The 17607-nt window shown below is 65.5% G+C and carries 13 protein-coding genes and 1 tRNA gene; 9 read left to right on the forward strand and 5 right to left on the reverse strand.

Annotation, left to right across the window (positions count from 1 at the left end):
- Both AC1DS6_RS29755 and aceE read right to left on the reverse strand, forming a co-directional pair.
- Positions 1 to 694, reverse strand: a 694-nt coding sequence (locus AC1DS6_RS29755) for a biotin/lipoyl-containing protein (protein ID WP_477103721.1), incomplete at its 3' end; no start/stop codon positions are given.
- Between the two features lie 165 nt (positions 695 to 859).
- Complete coding sequence (aceE, locus tag AC1DS6_RS29760; RefSeq protein WP_441636047.1) at positions 860 to 3547, reverse strand: pyruvate dehydrogenase (acetyl-transferring), homodimeric type; 2688 nt, start codon at positions 3545 to 3547, stop codon at positions 860 to 862.
- Between the two features lie 430 nt (positions 3548 to 3977).
- On the opposite strand from aceE, the gene AC1DS6_RS29765 reads away from it, so the two are divergent.
- Entirely contained in the window at positions 3978 to 6566 is a 2589-nt protein-coding gene (locus tag AC1DS6_RS29765) for a PAS domain S-box protein (protein WP_477103722.1), read from the forward strand.
- Between the two features lie 114 nt (positions 6567 to 6680).
- Entirely contained in the window at positions 6681 to 7313 is a 633-nt protein-coding gene (locus tag AC1DS6_RS29770; protein ID WP_045240083.1) for a response regulator transcription factor, read from the forward strand.
- A gap of 60 nt (positions 7314 to 7373) precedes the next feature.
- Here AC1DS6_RS29770 and AC1DS6_RS29775 read toward each other — a convergent pair whose 3' ends face one another.
- Entirely contained in the window at positions 7374 to 8069 is a 696-nt protein-coding gene (locus AC1DS6_RS29775) for a hypothetical protein (protein WP_441636051.1), read from the reverse strand.
- Positions 8070 to 8166: 97 nt separating this feature from the next.
- Between AC1DS6_RS29775 and folD the strand changes: the two genes are divergently transcribed.
- Together folD and AC1DS6_RS29785 are read left to right on the forward strand one after the other, a co-directional pair.
- The gene (gene folD, locus AC1DS6_RS29780; protein ID WP_428178366.1) at positions 8167 to 9018 is read left to right on the forward strand and encodes a bifunctional methylenetetrahydrofolate dehydrogenase/methenyltetrahydrofolate cyclohydrolase FolD; all 852 of its coding nucleotides are present in this window, start codon (positions 8167 to 8169) and stop codon (positions 9016 to 9018) included.
- Between the two features lie 107 nt (positions 9019 to 9125).
- Positions 9126 to 11240 (forward strand): M3 family metallopeptidase, encoded by a 2115-nt coding sequence (locus AC1DS6_RS29785; protein WP_477103723.1) that lies wholly within the window; start codon positions 9126 to 9128, stop codon positions 11238 to 11240.
- 43 nt (positions 11241 to 11283) lie between these two features.
- Here the strand turns inward: AC1DS6_RS29785 and AC1DS6_RS29790 are convergent, their stop codons facing one another.
- Positions 11284 to 12513, reverse strand: coding sequence for an MFS transporter (locus tag AC1DS6_RS29790; RefSeq protein ID WP_441636057.1), 1230 nt, complete (start codon positions 12511 to 12513; stop codon positions 11284 to 11286).
- A gap of 209 nt (positions 12514 to 12722) precedes the next feature.
- On the opposite strand from AC1DS6_RS29790, the gene hutC reads away from it, so the two are divergent.
- The 4 genes from hutC (at position 12723) to AC1DS6_RS29810 (ending at position 16799) form a co-directional block, all read left to right on the forward strand.
- Complete coding sequence (gene hutC, locus AC1DS6_RS29795) at positions 12723 to 13436, forward strand: histidine utilization repressor (RefSeq protein WP_082095066.1); 714 nt, start codon at positions 12723 to 12725, stop codon at positions 13434 to 13436.
- A 227-nt stretch (positions 13437 to 13663) separates the two neighbouring features.
- Positions 13664 to 14461: an exodeoxyribonuclease III gene (gene xth / locus AC1DS6_RS29800; RefSeq protein WP_441636059.1), complete on the forward strand. Its 798-nt coding sequence runs from the start codon at positions 13664 to 13666 to the stop codon at positions 14459 to 14461.
- 83 nt (positions 14462 to 14544) lie between these two features.
- The gene (gene hpaR / locus AC1DS6_RS29805) at positions 14545 to 14994 is read left to right on the forward strand and encodes a homoprotocatechuate degradation operon regulator HpaR (RefSeq protein WP_441636061.1); all 450 of its coding nucleotides are present in this window, start codon (positions 14545 to 14547) and stop codon (positions 14992 to 14994) included.
- Positions 14991 to 16799, forward strand: a complete 1809-nt coding sequence (locus AC1DS6_RS29810; RefSeq protein ID WP_441636063.1) for a SulP family inorganic anion transporter — start codon at positions 14991 to 14993, stop codon at positions 16797 to 16799. The genes hpaR and AC1DS6_RS29810 overlap by 4 nt, the downstream gene beginning before the upstream one ends.
- A 169-nt stretch (positions 16800 to 16968) precedes the next feature.
- Here AC1DS6_RS29810 and AC1DS6_RS29815 read toward each other — a convergent pair whose 3' ends face one another.
- Positions 16969 to 17232: a DUF1488 family protein gene (locus tag AC1DS6_RS29815; RefSeq protein WP_045240075.1), complete on the reverse strand. Its 264-nt coding sequence runs from the start codon at positions 17230 to 17232 to the stop codon at positions 16969 to 16971.
- Positions 17233 to 17522: 290 nt separating this feature from the next.
- Between AC1DS6_RS29815 and AC1DS6_RS29820 the strand changes: the two genes are divergently transcribed.
- Positions 17523 to 17598, forward strand: a tRNA-Lys gene (locus AC1DS6_RS29820).
- Positions 17599 to 17607 lie beyond the last annotated feature (9 nt).

A 17607-nucleotide genomic window follows, 5' to 3' on the forward strand; every position in this document is an offset into this window, starting at 1 on the left:
GCGCCGGCACGCTGGCGGCGGGAGCCGGTGCCGCGGCGGCAGCTGCGGGAGCCGGGGCGGCGGCAGGCGCGCTGGCCGGCGCGGCGGCAGCGCCTTCCAGGATCAGGATCAGCGTGCCTTCGGCGACATTGTCACCGACCTTGATCCGGACTTCCTTGACCACACCGGCGCTGGGCGACGGCACGTCCATGGTGGCCTTGTCGGATTCCAGCGTCACCAGCGCGTCTTCCGCGCTGATGGTGTCGCCCGGCTTGACGTGGACTTCGATCACGGGGACCGAGTCGTAGTCGCCGATGTCCGGCACCTTGACTTCGACCGGGCCTGCAGCAGCGGCCGGCGCGGGGGCGCTTGCCGCGGCCGCTGCCGGAGCCGCTGCCGGAGCCGCGGCGGGCGCCGCAGCGGGTGCAGGCGCGGGCGCCGGTGCTGCAGGGGCCGGCGCGGCCGCGGCGGCGCCGGCGGGCTCCAGCATCACCAGCACGGTGCCTTCGGCGACGTTGTCGCCGACCTTGATCCGGACTTCCTTGACCACGCCGCCCTGGGGCGAGGGCACGTCCATCGTGGCCTTGTCCGATTCCAGCGTCACCAGCGCATCTTCCGCGTTGATGGTGTCGCCCGGTTTCACGTGCACTTCAATGACGGGAACGGCGTCGTAATCGCCGATATCCGGCACCTTGATTTCAATCGCTTGACTCATTCAGTGTCTCCTGGGCAGGCCGGCGCACGCGACAAATACGAGCGTGTGAGGTTACCCTCACTGCCTGCATCTGTCACGCCGCCGCGCCGCAAGGCGCCGGGCATTTGCCCGGCACCCGCGGCGCGGCGCTACCGTTTCTGCGGGGGGTTCGTGCAGCCGGTCCGCTTAGACCGACATCGGGTTCGGCTTGTTGGGGTCGAGGTTGTACTTCTTGATGGCTTCCGCCACCTTGTCGCGACCGATCGCACCCTCGTCGGCCAGCGCCTTCAGTGCAGCCAACGTCACCCAGTGACGATCGACCTCAAAGAAATGACGCAGCTTTTCGCGGGTATCCGAGCGGCCGAAACCGTCGGTGCCGAGCACCACGAAGCGGCGCGGCACGAAAGGACGGATCTGGTCGGCGAAGGCGCGCACGTAGTCGGTCGAGGCGATCACCGGACCGCGCACGGACTTGAGGCTCCTGGTCACGTGCGATTCGCGTTGCGTCTCGGTCGGGTGCAGCAGGTTCCAGCGCTCCACGTCGTGGCCTTCGCGGGCCAGTTCGGTAAAGCTCGGGCAGCCCCACAGGTCGGATTCGACGCCCCAGTCCTTCTTGAGCAGGTCGGCGGCGGCAATCACCTCGCGGAAGATCGTGCCCGAACCCAGCAGTTGCACGCGCGGCGCGTTGCTGTTTTCGACGCCCTTCCTGAACTGGTACATGCCCTTGACGATGTCGCCCTCTACGCCAGCCGGCATTTCCGGATGCTCGTAGTTCTCGTTCATCACCGTCAGGTAGTAGTACACGTCTTCCTGCTCGGCATACATGCGGCGCAGGCCATCCTGCATGACCACCGCCAGCTCGTACTGGAAGGTCGGGTCATACGAGATGCAGTTCGGGATCGCGGCGTGGAACACGTGCGAGTGGCCGTCTTCGTGCTGCAGGCCTTCGCCGTTCAGCGTGGTGCGGCCCGAGGTGCCGCCCAGCAGGAAGCCGCGCGAGCGCATGTCGGCAGCCGCCCAGCACAGGTCGCCGATACGCTGGATGCCGAACATCGAGTAGTAGATGTAGAACGGGATCATCTGGATGCCGTGCGTCGAGTACGACGTGGCGGCGGCAATCCAGTCGCACATGGCGCCGGCTTCGTTGATGCCTTCCTGCAGCACCTGGCCAGTCTGCGATTCCTTGTAGAACATCAGCTGGTCATGGTCTTCCGGCACGTACTTCTGGCCTTGCTGGTTCCAGATGCCGATCTGGCGGAACAGGCCTTCCATGCCGAAGGTGCGCGACTCGTCGGGCACGATGGGCACCACGTGCTTGCCGACCTGCTTGTCCTTGAGCAGGGTGTTCAGGATCCGCACGAAGGCCATGGTGGTGGACACTTCGCGGCCTTCGCTGGTGGCTTTGAGCAGCGCGTCGAACGCGGACAGCTCGGGCACCTTCAGGGCTTCGGCCTTCTGGCGGCGGGCCGGCAGGTAGCCGCCCAGCTCCATGCGGCGGTTGCGCATGTATTCCAGTTCCTTCGAGCCTTCCTCGAAGGTGACGTACGGCACTTCCTCGATCTTGTCGTCGGCGACAGGAATATTGAACTGGTCGCGGAAGCGGCGGATCGCGTCCACCGGCATCTTCTTCTGCTGGTGGCTGATATTCATGGCCTGGCCGGCGTCGCCCATGCCATAGCCCTTGATGGTCTTGGCCAGGATCAGCGTAGGCTGGCCCTTGTGCTCGTTGGCGGCGCTATAGGCGGCGAAGATCTTGTGCGGATCGTGGCCGCCGCGGTTCAGGCGCCAGATGTCCTCGTCGGACCAGTCGGCCACCATCGCCTTGAGTTCGGGCGTGTTGAAGAAATGCTCGCGCACATAGGCGCCATCCTTGGCCTTGAAGGTCTGGTACTCGCCGTCCACGCAATCCATCATGCGCTTCATCAGCAGGCCCTTCTTGTCGCGTGCCAGCAACTGGTCCCAGCGGCTGCCCCACACTACCTTGATCACGTTCCAGCCGGCGCCGCGGAACTCGGATTCCAGTTCCTGGATGATCTTGCCATTGCCGCGCACCGGACCGTCCAGGCGCTGCAGGTTGCAGTTGATCACGAACACAAGGTTGTCGAGCTTCTCGCGGCCGGCCATGCCGATGGCGCCGAGCGATTCCGGCTCGTCGGTCTCGCCGTCGCCGAGGAATGCCCATACCTTGCGGCCTTCGGTCTGTACCAGGCCGCGGCTGTGCAGGTACTTCATGAAACGGGCCTGGTAGATGGCCATGATCGGGCCCAGGCCCATCGACACTGTCGGGAATTGCCAGAAGTCAGGCATCAGCCACGGGTGCGGGTAGGACGAGATGCCCTTGCCGTCGACTTCCTGGCGGAAGCTGTCGAGTTGCTCGGTGCTCAGGCGGCCGAGCAGGAATGCGCGCGAATACACGCCGGGGGCCGAATGGCCCTGCACGAACACCAGATCGCCGCCGTGTTTCTCGGACGGGGCGTGCCAGAAGTGGTTGTAGCCAACGTCGTACAGCGTGGCCGCGGAAGCGAACGAGGAGATATGGCCGCCAACGTTGGTGTGCTTGTTGGCGCGCAGCACCATCGCCATGGCGTTCCAGCGCGTGTACGAGCGGATGCGGTGCTCGATGTCCTGGTCGCCGGGAATGCGGGCCTGCTGCTCCACCGGGATGGTGTTGATGTACTGCGTTTCAGCGTGGAACGGCTGATTGACGCCGTTCACGCGTGCGTATTCGATCTGCTTCTCGATCAGGAAGGCGGCCCTGTCGGTGCCTTCGGCGGCGATCACGCCCTGAAGCGCATCGAGCCACTCGTGGGTTTCCTGGGGATCGGCGTCGTTGGCGCTGCTGGCGCCGAGGATCTGCTCTGGTACAGCTGACATGACTGTCTCCTGGTGAATTCCTGCCTCGGCGCTCCCCTGATTCATGTCGTGAGAGCCCCGGCCTGACGGTGTGACTACGGTACGGCGCGCGGGCCACGAATGTTTCGCATCCCCATCGCTAGCGCTTCGCCCGGGCTTGCCAGATTCAGCTGGCAGGACCGGACACAGCACTACCGTCCGCACTTTTCGGTCGGACCGATTCTATGGAAGCACATTGGGCAAGACAAGCCTAATTTTCAAATTACGATATGGTTTCTCATAATGTGGGATATTGCCGCAACGCACCACAACATCGCGCCAGCCCTCGCCGGAAAACACCTGTCGCCCGCCGCGCCCTCGGCAGGAATGCCGCACTGCCGCATTGGCGCTTACCCCAAGCGACGCGCGCCTGCAATCCCGTTACACTGGTCGGTCAGTCGTCAATCCCGCCATGCCGTCCCTCAAAGATTTCTTTTCCCACCTCCGCGCCGCCATCGTCCCTCCCTCCGCTTCCGGCACCGCCAAGGCGAGCGGCGGCGACCCTGCGCTAGCCGCGCCGCCCAGCCCGCTGACGCACCTCGATACGCTCGGCCATGCGGACGAGCCCGCGGCCGTCAACGGGCCGCCGCGCGGCTTGTGGTGGCTGCGCTGGCGCAACCTGGTGGCAACCAGCTGGTTCATGTTCATCCCGCTGGTGGCGATCGTGCTGTTCACCGTGGCGATGGGGGTGATCCTGTGGTCGCTGCATGAAACCGAGCGCCAGCAACAACGCGACGCGCTTTATCGCGACGCGGCCTGGGCCCAGCAACGCGTGCGCCTGTCGCTGCTGAGCAACCAGGACCAGCTTGCCTCGCTGGCGCGGGACATTGCCGCCGCCCAGCTCGACCAGGGCGCCTATCGGACAGCCGCGCAGGAAATCCTGCGCGAGAACCCCGAGATCGTGTTCGTCAACTGGCTCGACGCAACCCGGCGCGGGCGCTGGTCCTTGCCGTCCACCTCGGAATTCGCCGGCCGCCTGCGCGAAACCCAGGACCAGCCGCTGGAACCCGAAGTCCTCGATACTTTCGACGCCGCGCGCGAAACCCAGCGCGTGGTGTACTCGCGCCCGCTGGTCAACGACCGCGGCGACAGCTTCATGCTGATGGAAGTGCCGATCGTGCGCGACAACGAGTTCCTCGGCACGCTGGGCGCGCTGTACTCCGTCAATGGCATCCTGACCCACCTCCTGCCACCGGAGCTGACCGAGCGCTACCGCTTCTCGCTGATCGACAAGAACAACCAGATCCGCGCCAGCACCTCGCTGCGGCCAGTACCCGGCAATGCGCTGTCGTACGAGGTGCTGCTCGACCCGCCTGGCCATTCGCTGTCATTGCGCGCGGACGCCTACCCGCCCGCCTCCAACCTGCCCAACAACATGTTGCTGTGGCTGGTGGTCGGGCTGTCGTGCTTCCTCCTGTGGAGCCTGTGGAGCATGTGGCGGCATACCAGCCGCCGCTCCGAGGCACAGCGCGCCCTGCTGGCCGAGACCTCGTTCCGGCGCGCGATGGAAAACTCCATGCTGATCGGGCTGCGCGCGCTCGACCTGAACGGCCGCATCACCTACGTCAATCCCGCCTTCTGCCGCATGACCGGCTGGCAGGACGCCGACCTGGTCGGCCGTGTGCCGCCCTTCCCCTACTGGCCGCCCAACGACCAGCAGGAAATGCAGAAGCAGATCGACCTGACGCTGCAGGGCAAATCGCCTGCCGGCGGCTACGAAATGCGCGTGATGCGGCGTGACGGCAGCAGCTTCTACGCCCGCATGTATGTGTCGCCGCTGGTGGACGGCCGTGGCAGGCATACCGGCTGGATGAGCTCGATGACGGATATCACCGAGCCCAAGCGCGCCCGCGAAGAGCTGGCCGCGGCGCACGACCGCTTCACCACGGTGCTGGAAAGCCTGGATGCCGCGGTGTCCGTGCTGGCCACCGACAAGCCCGAACTGCTGTTCGCCAATCGCTACTACCGGCAGTTGTTCGGCTGGGAAGCCGAGGGCCACCTCAAGCTGGCCGGCGGCGAGATCGACAAGGAGCAGGTCTCCAGCGATGCAACCGACTTCGTCGACGCCTACGCCGGCCTGCCGGCCTCGGAGTTGATGCCCTACTCCTCGGACGCGCGTGAAGTGTTCGTGCCCGACATGCAGAAATGGTTCGAAGTGCGCCGCCGCTATATCCAGTGGGTGGACGGCCACCTGGCGCAGATGCAGATCGCCACCGACATCACCGTGCGCAAGGCCGCCGAGGAAATGGCGCGCCAGCATGAGGAGCGGCTCCAGTTCACCAGCCGCCTCACCACCATGGGCGAGATGGCTTCGTCGCTGGCGCACGAGCTGAACCAGCCGCTGGCGGCGATCAACAACTATTGCATGGGCGCGGTGGCCCGGCTGCGCTCCGGGCGCAGCACCGCCGAAGACCTGATCCCGATCCTGGAGAAGACTTCGGCGCAGGCGGTGCGCGCAGGCACCATCATCAGCCGCATCCGGGGCTTTGTGAAGCGCAGCCAGCCGCAGCGGCGCGAAGCCGCCCTGCATGACATCGTGGCTGACGCGGTCGGCCTGGCCGACCTGGAAGCCACCCGCCGCCGCGTCACCATCCTGACCCGGCTACCGGCCCCGCCTTTGCTGCTGTTCGTCGATCCGGTACTGATCGAGCAAGTGCTGGTCAACCTGCTCAAGAACGCCGTCGAGGCCATGGCCGGCCTGCCGGCCATGCGCGCCACCGGCGTGGTCCGCCTGCACGCGCGCGTGGAGCCGGGCGAGTTTGGTCAGGTCATGCGCATCGACGTGATCGACCAGGGCCCCGGCGTGGACGAGGCCACCAAGGAACGGCTGTTCGAGCCGTTCTTCAGCACCAAGTCCGACGGCATGGGGATGGGGCTGAATATCTGCCGCTCCATCATCGAGTCGCACCAGGGACGGCTGTGGGTGGAGAATAATGCCGACGGCATCGGCTGCACATTCAAGATCATGCTGCCCCTGCTGCCGGCGCATATCGACCAGTAAATCGCTGGCCGTGCCGCCAGGTTCCCTGCCACGCGCCCCAGGGCGGCCCCTGTTGCTTGCCGCCCGGCCCGGTTACACTTGGCGGCAAATGACTTTGTTGTCCCAGGAGACTTCATGACCGTAACGCCAAACCCCACCTCCCACCGCGGCGAGACCGTCTTCATCGTCGACGACGATGAAGCCATGCGCGACTCGCTGACCTGGCTGCTGGAGGGCAATGGCTACCAGGTTCGCAGCTTTACCAGCGCCGAACAGTTCCTCTCCGCCTACGACGCAGGCCAGGTTTCCTGCCTGATCCTCGACGTGCGGATGCCGGGCATGAGCGGGCCCGAGCTGCAGGAACGCATGATCGCGGAGAACATCAATATTCCGATCGTCTTCATCACCGGCCACGGCGACGTGCCGATGGCGGTCTCCACCATGAAAAAGGGCGCGATCGACTTTATCGAGAAGCCGTTCGACGAGTCCGAACTGCGCTCGCTGGTGGAGCGCATGCTGCAAAAGGCCCGCACCGACCACTCCGCCGCCCGCGAGCAGCGCGCCGCCAAGGACCTGCTGGGCAAGCTCACCACGCGTGAACAGCAGGTGCTGGAGCGCATCGTGGCAGGCCGGCTGAACAAGCAGATCGCCGACGACCTGGGCATTTCCATCAAGACCGTGGAAGCGCATCGCGCCAACATCATGGAAAAGCTCAACGTCAACACCGTGGCCGACCTGCTGCGCCTGGCCCTGTCCAAGAGCAGCTGAGCCCGCGCCAGAAAGAAGAATGGCAGTCCGGCCCCGCTGGCCGGCGGACGGGCTGCCTGCTCAACGCCTGAGATATTCCTCGTCGCGGAAGGTCACAACCCATTGCGGTTTGTAGACCACGAACACCGCCACCAGCATGCCCGTGAGAAACGCCTCGCCAAACGCCAGGATCAGCACCGCGGTCAGCGTATCGGGCAGCGACAGCACGCCATCGCCCACGCTGTAGCTACGCCAGATCGCCCTCGCCGCGCCGGCGCCCAGCGCGGCCAGGCCGGCGGCAAAGTAGCCGTGGCCAAGGATGAAGACAAAGGGATGGCGCGGCAACAGCCGGCGCATGGCGCCCTGCAGCGCAGCCGACAGCAAGGCCGGCAACAACCCCATCCAGACATAGCGCGGCCAGAGCGCGGCCCAATCCAGCTGAGCCCAGCCGTGCCCGGCCAGGTACCCGAGGCCGAGCAAAGACACCAGGTCGATCACGAACAGCGACAGCAGGGCCAGCGGCAGCCCGAACAGCGTCACCATCAGGGTGGCGCCAAACAACTGGATCACCATGCCGCCCGGCAGCGTCGCCCTTAACGTCCACAACAGCGCCAGCAATACCAGCGCGCCCAGCCAGCCATTCTGCAAGGCGTCGCGGCGCAGCAGTTGCCAGGGGCGCCGGCTCAGCGCCCAGGCCAGTCCGGCCAGGCTGAATGTCAGCAGCACGGCATGTTCGGCTGGCGTGCCAGGCGTAACGAGAGGGGTCAGGGCAGGCATGCGGACATGCTACCAGCGCCCCAAGCTACTTCGCCCCGGGTTGCGTCAACCTTTATAATTCCGCTTTGACCACCTCCCGCCCTCCCGCGCCCATCCCATGCCCGCCCAATTGATCGACGGCAACGCCCTTGCCAAGCAACTCCGTACCGAAGCCGCCCGACGCGCCGCCAGCCTCACCGAACGCGGCCACCGGCCCGGCCTGGCCGTGGTCCTGGTGGGCGAAGACCCGGCCAGCCAGGTTTATGTGCGCAACAAGGTGAAAGCGTGCGACGACAATGGCTTCCACTCTTCCCTCGACCGCTATCCGGCCGACCTGTCCGAGGCCGACCTGCTGGACCGCATCGACACCCTGAACCGTGACCCGCATATCCACGGCATCCTGGTGCAGTTGCCGCTGCCCAAGCATATCGACAGCCACAAAGTGCTGGAAGCGATCGCCCCGGAAAAAGACGTGGACGGCTTCCACGTGGCCAATGCCGGCGCCCTGATGACCGGCGCCCCGCTGTTCCGCCCATGCACGCCTTATGGCTGCATGAAGATGCTGGAATCGGTGCAATTCCCGCTGCGCGGCGCCCGTGCGGTGGTGGTTGGCGCGTCCAATATCGTCGGCAAGCCGATGGCGATGCTGTTGCTGCAGGCCGGCGCCACCGTCACCATCTGCAATAGCAAGACGCGCGACCTGGCCGCGCATACCCGGGATGCCGATGTGATCGTGGCCGCCGTGGGCAGGCGCAACATCATCACCGCCGATATGGTCAAGCCGGGGGCGGCCGTGATCGACGTGGGCATGAACCGCGACGACAACGGCAAGCTGTGCGGCGATGTCGACTTCAACGGCGTCAAGGAAGTGGCCGGCTATATCACGCCGGTACCGGGCGGCGTAGGCCCGATGACTATTACGATGCTGCTTATCAATACGCTGGAAGCCGCCGAGCGCGCGGCCGGCTGAAGACCGCCCGCCGTGCGGTGCGCCCGCACGGCATGGCACTGGAAATCCTGCCGCCCCGCCCCAATGTGCGGGGTATTGCCCTTACTGGCCCCGCCAAGAGAGACGCCATGGACCAAGCCGCCAACCAGGCCAATGAAGCCAACGCCACAACCGGTGCCAATCCGCTGCTGGATTTCACCGACCTGCCGCGTTTCGCCGAGATACGCCCCGAACACATCGGGCCGGCGCTCGACGTGCTGCTGGCTACCGCGCAGGCCGCGGTCGACCGCGCCGAGGATCCCGCCACCCCTGCCACCTGGGCCAACGCCGTGGAAGCGCTGGAAGCCGCCACCGAGCCGCTCGGACGCGCCTGGGGCGTGGTCGGCCACCTGAGCGCCGTGGCGGATACGCCGCCGTTGCGCCAGGCGCACGCCGACAACCTGCCGCGCATGACCGAATTCTGGTCCTCGCTCGGCCAGAGCCTGGCGCTTTACGACAAGTACAAGGCGCTCGCCGCCAGCCCGGAATTCGCCACCATGAGCGCGGCCCGCCGCCAGTTGATGGAAAACGAATTGCGCGGTTTCCGCCTGGGCGGCGCCGAACTGCCCGAAGACAAGAAGCCCCGCTTCGCCGCGATCCAGGAACAGCAGGCCCAGCTGTCCAAGGCTTTCTCCGATCACGTGCTCGACGCCACCAACGCCTACGCGCTGCTGATCGAGGACGAAAGCCGGCTCAGCGGCGTGCCTGAGGACGCGCTCGAGGCCGCCCGCGCCGCCGCCGAGAAGGACGGCAAGCCGGGCTGGAAATTCACCCTGCACTTCCCGTCCTATTTCCCGGTGCTGCAATACGCGGACGACCGCTCGCTGCGCCAGACCATGTACGAGGCCAGCGTCACCCGCGCCTCCGAGCTGGCTCAGCAATACGGCCAGGGCAAGGCCGAATGGGACAACACGGCCAATATGCGCGAGCAACTGGCGCTGCGCCGCGAGGAAGCCCAACTGCTCGGCTACGCCTCCTTCGGCGAGGTTTCGCTGGTGCCCAAGATGGCGGAATCGCCGGCGGAAGTGCTGCGCTTCCTGGACGAACTGGCTGCCAAGGCACGCCCGTACGCCGAGAAGGACTGGACCGAACTCAAGGCCTTCGCCGCCGCCGAACTCGGGCTGACCGAACTGGCGCCGTGGGACGTGGCCTACGCCTCGGAAAAGCTGCGCGAACAGCGCTACGCGTTCTCCGAGCAGGAAGTGAAGCAATATTTCCCGGAACCCCAGGTGCTCAAGGGCTTGTTCGGCGTGGTGGAGAAGCTGTTCTCCGTGCGCATCGAGCCCGACCAGGCCCAGACCTGGCACGACGATGTGCGCTTCTTCCGCGTGGTATCGCCTGAAGGCGAACTGCTGGCGCAGTTCTACATCGACCTGTACGCCCGCGAAGGCAAGCGCGGCGGCGCGTGGATGGACGATGCCCGTGGCCGAAAGCAGCTCGATGCTGGCCGCGTGCAGACCCCTGTGGCCTATCTGACCTGCAACTTCACGGCCCCCGTGGGCGGCAAGCCAGCGCTGTTCACCCACGACGAAGTGATCACGCTGTTCCATGAGTTCGGCCACGGCCTGCACCATATGCTCACCCAGGTGGGCGAGCTGGGCGTGTCCGGCATCAACGGCGTGGAATGGGATGCGGTGGAGCTGCCCTCGCAGTTCATGGAGAACTTCTGCTGGGAATACGAGGTGCTGGCGGACATGACCGCGCAGGTCGACAGCGGTGAGCCGCTGCCGCGCGACCTGTTCGAGCGCATGCTGGCTGCCAAGAATTTCCAGAACGGCATGATGACGCTGCGCCAGATCGTGTTCTCGTCGTTCGACATGCACCTGCACACCGACTTCGAACCGGCGGGCGAGAAGTCCGTGCTCGCGCTGTCCAGGGAAATCAACGATCGCGCCCACGTGGTGCCGCAGCACCCGCTTTCGCGCTGGCCGAATACCTTCAGCCATATCTTCGCCGGCGGCTACGCGGCGGGCTACTACAGCTACAAGTGGGCTGAAGTGCTGTCCGCAGACGTGTACGCCGCGTTCGAGGAGGCCGCAAAGCTCTCCGGCACCGTGCTGGACGCCGAGACCGGCGCGCGCTACCGCCGCGAGATCCTGTCCGTGGGCGGCAGCCGCCCGGCCATGGAATCCTTCACCGCATTCCGCGGCCGCGCTCCGCAGATCGACGCCTTGCTGCGGCACGGCGGCATGGCGGTGGCATAAGGCAGGGTAGGGGAAAGCAAGGAAGCGTAACGAAGAAAGCGGCTCATATCGAGCCGCTTTTTTCATGGCGGCCGGCACGGGCAATACACGCTACCGAAGCCAACGCGCAGCATCCGCTCGCTGCAATCGCGGCCGAATAATTGCCGCAGGTATCGAAGAGCCAGCCCGCGAAGCTACCGCCGGCCATCGCGGCAACCCCGACCGCGATATACAGCGCCCCGAGGATGGACCCGAGGTTGGCCGTGCCGAACCAGGTCGCGGCGAGCGCGGGATACAGGGAGATGCAGCCGCCGTTTGCCGCGCCGAACAGAATGGCGAACAGCGCCAGCGCGGGAAAGCTAACGGCACCGAGCCACACGCCGTTGAGTACGGCCAGCGCCAGGGTCAGGCACATCAGCAGCCGCCCTGGGCCGAGCCTGTCGCCGAGCCCGCCCAGCGACAGGCGGCCCAGGATATTGCCGACGCCCACCAGCCCGATCAGCAGGTTCCCGCCAGCGGAAGAGATGCCATGCTGCCGCGCATAGGGGTGGATATGAACCAGTGCGGCGAACAGGCCGACCGAGCCTAGCAGGATAGCAGCGAAGTACCACCAGAACCGTCCGCCGCGCGCCGCCTGCGCCAGGCTATGCCCCGCCTGCGGGCTGGCCTGGACGGCGCCTGGCAGGGAAGCAGCGCCATCGGGATGCAGGCCGGCCTCCTCCGGCCGCCCCTTCATTACCATTGCCATCGCCAGCCCGACCACCGCGATGACCAGTGCGAAGCACCGCATCGTTGCCTGCCAGGACATCTGCTCCATCAGCAACCCGGCCGCCACCGGTCCGGCAAACGTACCAAGCCCGGTGCCAGCCAGCGCCAGGCCCGAAGCTTTGCTGCGATGCCTTACGAACCAGCGCTGGACCGCCGTCACCGCCGGTACATAGACCAGGCCGACGCCCAGCCCCACCAGCGTGCAGAAGGCAACCAGGAACCACGCCAGTGAATCCGTGGCAATACTGGCAATGGCAAAGCCTAGCGCCAGCAGCACGATCCCCAGGGCAATAACCCGGCGCGTCGAGATCCGATCGGCCAGGGCGCCGGAGAAAACGCCCACCGCATAGTAAATCAGCGCGGTGAACGAAAACACGGAAGCCGCGGATGAGCTCCCCACCTGGAAGCCCTCCTGGATACTCGCAAAAAAGGCCCCGAACGAATACGCGGCACCGAAGATCAGAGCCAGCAGCATGTGTGTCGCGCCGACCACATACCACCCCTGAAAAATTTTCACCTTTGCCATGCCACCTCCGATAGCGCCTTCAGCGCAGCGCCCTTCTAATTTCACCCGGGAGTCACTTTCTTGTTGCTTATTCTTGTATATACAAGAAAGGACAACAAATCAACGAGTCGGGACTACCCTGACACGGGCCATGTCCTGGCGCCCTACTCCCTTGGAACCTTCGAAAATGGAAATTGGCTAGACAAGCCCGGTCAAGTAATATGCGTGCCATGACCTACCTGCCACCCGCCGCTGCCTACGCGCATATCAAGAATTACCTCAAGGAAGGACTCAGCGCCGGGCGCTGGCCGCCGGGCACGCTGATGCCGTCGGAGTCCGAGCTGGTCACGCAGTTCCGCGTCAGCCGCATGACGGCCAACCGGGCGGTGCGCGAACTGCAGGCAGAAGGACTGGTGGAGCGTGTACAGGGCGTGGGCACGTTCGCCACCCAGCCCTACCGCGCGTCGTCGACCCTGACCATCCGCGACTTGCACGACGAGATCACCGAACGCGGCCACCGCCATCGCTCGGACGTGCATATGGCGCGCGCCGAGGTGGTCAACGAGGCCCTGGCTCAGCGCATGGGACTGCCCGTCGGCAGCCCGGTCTTCCACACCCTGATCGTCCATAGCGAGAACGGCGTGCCGCTGCTGTGCGAGGACCGCTACGTCAACCCCGCCCGCGCGCCCGACTACCTGGACGTGGACTTCACCAAGACCACGCCCACCAATTACCTGCTGACCGTGGCACCGCTATGGGAGGCCCAGTACTCGATCGAGGCGCAACTGCCCACCGAGCAGGAGGCCGAGTTGCTGGGCATCAAGCCGGCCGAGCCTTGCCTGATCGTGGTCCGGCGCACCGAAAGCCAGGGCTCGCCGATTACGCTGGCGCGCCTGGTGCATCCGGGCTCGCGCTATGCCATCGAGGGCTCCTTCAAGCCTTGAGGCCGCGCCGGCTTGCGTCCAGCCGGGAATGTTTTTGCGTCGGGGTTGCGCTCGCCAGCCTGCTGTTGGGACAGCTTCTCATCGAGAACCACATCGCCGATCTGGCTTCCGTGCGCGGCAACGGCTTGCTCGCGCGCCACGCCGCAGTTCGTGCTTGCGGGCGGCGCCAAAGGGTTCCCGCCCTGTAAAATGCGTTTTAGATCTTTAGATCAACAGGACAAACAAAGATGAGAATCGCCACCTGGAACGTCAACTCGCTCAAGGTCCGGCTACCGCAAGTGCTGGACTGGCTGATCGAGCAGGAAAAAGCCGACGCGCCGATCGACGCCCTGTGCCTGCAGGAGCTGAAGATGCCGGACGACAAGTACCCGCTGGCCGAACTGGAGAGCGCGGGCTTCCACAGCGTGTTCACCGGCCAGAAGACCTACAACGGCGTGGCGATCCTGGCGCGCAACGCTAGCATGGCGGCGCCCAGCGACGTGGTGCGCAATATCCCCGGCTACGAGGACGCCCAGCAGCGCGTGGTGGCGGCCACCTACGGCGACGTGCGCCTGGTGTGCGCGTATTTCCCCAACGGCCAGGCGCCGGACTCCGACAAGTTCACCTACAAGCTGGGCTGGCTGCAGGCGATGACGGTGTGGCTGCAAGAGGAGATGGCGAAGTACCCGAAGCTCGCGCTGCTGGGCGACTTCAATATCGCACCCGAAGACCGCGACGTGCACGATCCCAAGAAGTGGGAAGGCCAGAACCTGGTATCCCCCCCGGAGCGCGACGCCTTCAGGGCGCTGGAGGCGCTCGGCCTGACCGATGCCTTCCGCATGTTCGAGCAGCCCGAGAAGAGCTTCTCCTGGTGGGACTACCGCATGTTCGCCTTCCGCCGCAATGCCGGCCTGCGCATCGACCACATCCTGCTGTCGCCGGCCTTGCGCGATGTGTGCAGCGCCTGCGTGATCGATCGCGTGCCGCGCACCTGGGAGCAGCCGTCGGACCACACGCCGGTGGTTGCGACGCTCGCCCTGGGTTAAAGCGGTATGCGCAAGTCCGCGTTCGGGATATCCGGGAAGCCACCGTCTCGCTTCCGGGCCGCCGCACAGCTACACTTGCCGGCATGAAACCGGCCACCTTCCGCCACCGCAACCTTCCCCACCTGCTGCTGCAAGCTCGCGAAACGCTGATGGCGGGCTTTAGGCCCATCCTGCGCCAGCACGGCATGACCGAGCAGCAATGGCGCGTGGTGCGCACCCTCAACGAGCAGGGCGAGATGGAGCCGAACCAGGTCGCCGACGCCTGCCTCATCCTGAGCCCGAGCCTGACCCGCATGCTGTCGAGCATGGAGGAAGCGGGCCTGATCCTTCGCTCCCGCTCCACCACGGACCAGCGCCGCCAGCTGATCTCGCTGACCGACAAGTGCCGCGCCGTGATCGCCGAGATGGAGCCGCTGATCGACCGGCGCTATGAGGAGCTCGAGCAGATGATCGGCGCCGAGCGGCTCGGCAAGGTCTATGGCGCGCTCGACGAACTGCTGGAAACCTTCACCGAGCGAGACCCGCGCGCATGACCGTGCCTGCAGCGCAAGGCGGAACAGGCGGCGTGCTTGGGCGCCTGCTGCCAGCATGGCGGCACCGCATAAGCCCGGCCTCCTTGCGCGCCGACCTGATCGCGGGCCTGCTTGGCGCCGTGCTGGTGCTGCCGCAGGGGGTCGCCTTCGCCACACTCGCCGGCCTGCCTCCACAGTACGGCATCTATGCGGCCGTCATCCCCTGCATCGTGGCGGCCTTGTTCGGGTCGAGCTGGCACGTGATGTCCGGGCCGACCAATGCCAACTCGCTGGCGCTGTTCGCCATGCTGAGTCCGGTGGCGTTTGCCGGCAGTCCGGAGTACATCAATCTCGCGCTCGCCGTCACCGTCATGGTCGGCTTGCTGCAGCTTGCCGTGGGCACCCTGCGCCTCGGTTCGCTCGCCAACTTTATCTCGCCCTCGGTGCTGCTTGGCTTCACCTGCGGCGCGGCGACGCTGATCGGGCTCTATGCGCTCAAGGACCTGTTCGGGCTGGCCGTGCCCACGGGCACGAGCGCCTTCGGCGTAGTGCGCTTCCTGCTCGACAACGCCGACACCATCAACTGGAGCGCGTTCACCGTGGCCGCGGTCACACTGGCGGTCACGCTCGCCGTCAAGCGCGTCTCGCGCCGGCTGCCCTTCATGCTGATCGGCCTGCTGGCAGGCTACGGCATCGCCCTGCTGCTCAATGCGCCGGGCTGGAGCGAAGGCGCGCGCCACGTCAACGTGGTTGGCCCGATACCGTCGGCCGTTCCGCCCTTGCACGTGCCCGACATCTCCTGGCAGGCCATCCCCGACCTGCTGGGCATCGCCGCCGCGCTCACCATCGTGGCGCTCGGCCAGTCGATTTCGATCGCCAAGGCGGTTGCCCTGCGCTCAGGCCAGCACATCGACGCCAACCGCGAGTTCATTGGCCAGGGCTTGTCCAATATCGCGGGTGGCTTCTTCTCCGCCTATATCTCCTGCGGCTCGCTGAACCGCTCGATGCCCAACTATGAAGCGGGTGCGCAGACGCCGCTGGCCAGCATTTTCTCGGCCGTGCTGCTGGTCGTGCTGGTCACCGCAAGCGCACCACTGCTGGCCCGGATTCCGCTCGCGGCAATCGCCGCGATGCTGATGCTGGTGGCCTGGGGCCTGTTCGATTTCGCCCGGCTGCGCCGCATCGCCAGCCTGAGCCAGACCGAATTCGCCATCGCCGTCAGCACCTTTGCCGCCACGCTGGCCATTCGCCTGGAAATGGCGGTTCTGCTCGGCACCATCTTGTCGCTGGTTGCCTATCTCTATCGCACGTCGCGGCCGGCTGTGCGCAGCCTGGTGCCCGACGCGGACGATCCCGACCGCCGCTTTACGCCGCTGGACGAGTTGCACCGCCCGCAGCCGGAATGTCCTCAACTCAAGCTGCTGCGCATGGAAGGCGCAATCTACTTCGGCGCCGTCCAGTACGTCACCGACCGCCTGCACGAAGCACGCAGCGCCCATCCTGGACAGATCCACCTGCTTGCCATGACCAAGAGCATGAACTTCATCGACCTGGCCGGCGCCGAAATGTGGGAAAGCGAGCTGGCCGAACGGCGTGCCACCGGCGGCGACCTGTATTTCCACCGTCCGCGCACGCAGGTCCTGCAGACATGGGATCAGACCGGCTTTGCGCTAAAGCTGGGCGAGGGGCATATCTTCTCCACCAAGCGGCAGGCGCTGCACACCATCATTGCCCGCCTGGATCCCGCCGGATGCGCGCAATGCCAGGCGCGAATCTTCGAGGAATGCGCAAGTCGCCCGGGCGGAGCACTCCATGGCACGGCGTAAGAAAGAGTACGACTAGATCTGGAACGTGACCTGAACCCGGCAAGGCATGACCGCGGGAACGGAAAAGAGAAACGCCGGCGTGGAACCGGCGCCAGGCGGCGAGAAGCCGCAACAACATGAAACGTTAGCACGGGATCGGACCGATGACCGACCCGGCCTGAGACCCGTTTCAGAGCGGCGCCACATGGGCGCGCTTGACCACCACCGGCTGGGCTGCGCCCTGCTCGATCAGCACCACGGCGGCACGCTCGATTGTCTCGCGTCCGGCGCGGAAAGCCTCTTCCAGCGACAAGACCTGGTCGGCACTGAAGCCTTCCCACAGCGCTTCGCGCGTCACCACGCAGGTGACTTGTTCGCCGTTGACAACAGCGTGGAATAGCAAGCCTTCATTATTGATATCGTAGCGATCTTGCTCTTGGAATTTGATATCCATCGGTACAGCCCTCCATTGCAAGTGAAGATTCATCCTAACATGGGTCGGCCCGACTCGTCCGCAAAGGCCTACGCCTCGCTCGCCTCCAAGCATGACTACCGATGCACAAGGCGAGTTCCCATGGCATGAATGCATGGATCCGGTGCATGAAAAAGCCCCTGCGCCTTCGCATCGCTGCAGGAACCGGGGCAATTCGGACATGCCATACGTGGCCCTGCTCGCACAGGAAAGATTTCGCAGGGAGGGGGTTTGACAAACGCAAAAACGATGATACAATCTTTTTCTTCGTTGGGGCGTTAGCTCAGTTGGTAGAGCAGCGGACTCTTAATCCGTAGGTCGAGTGTTCGAGTCACTCACGCCCCACCAGCGAATTCT

Source organism: Cupriavidus sp. 05L310, from assembly GCF_056398185.1.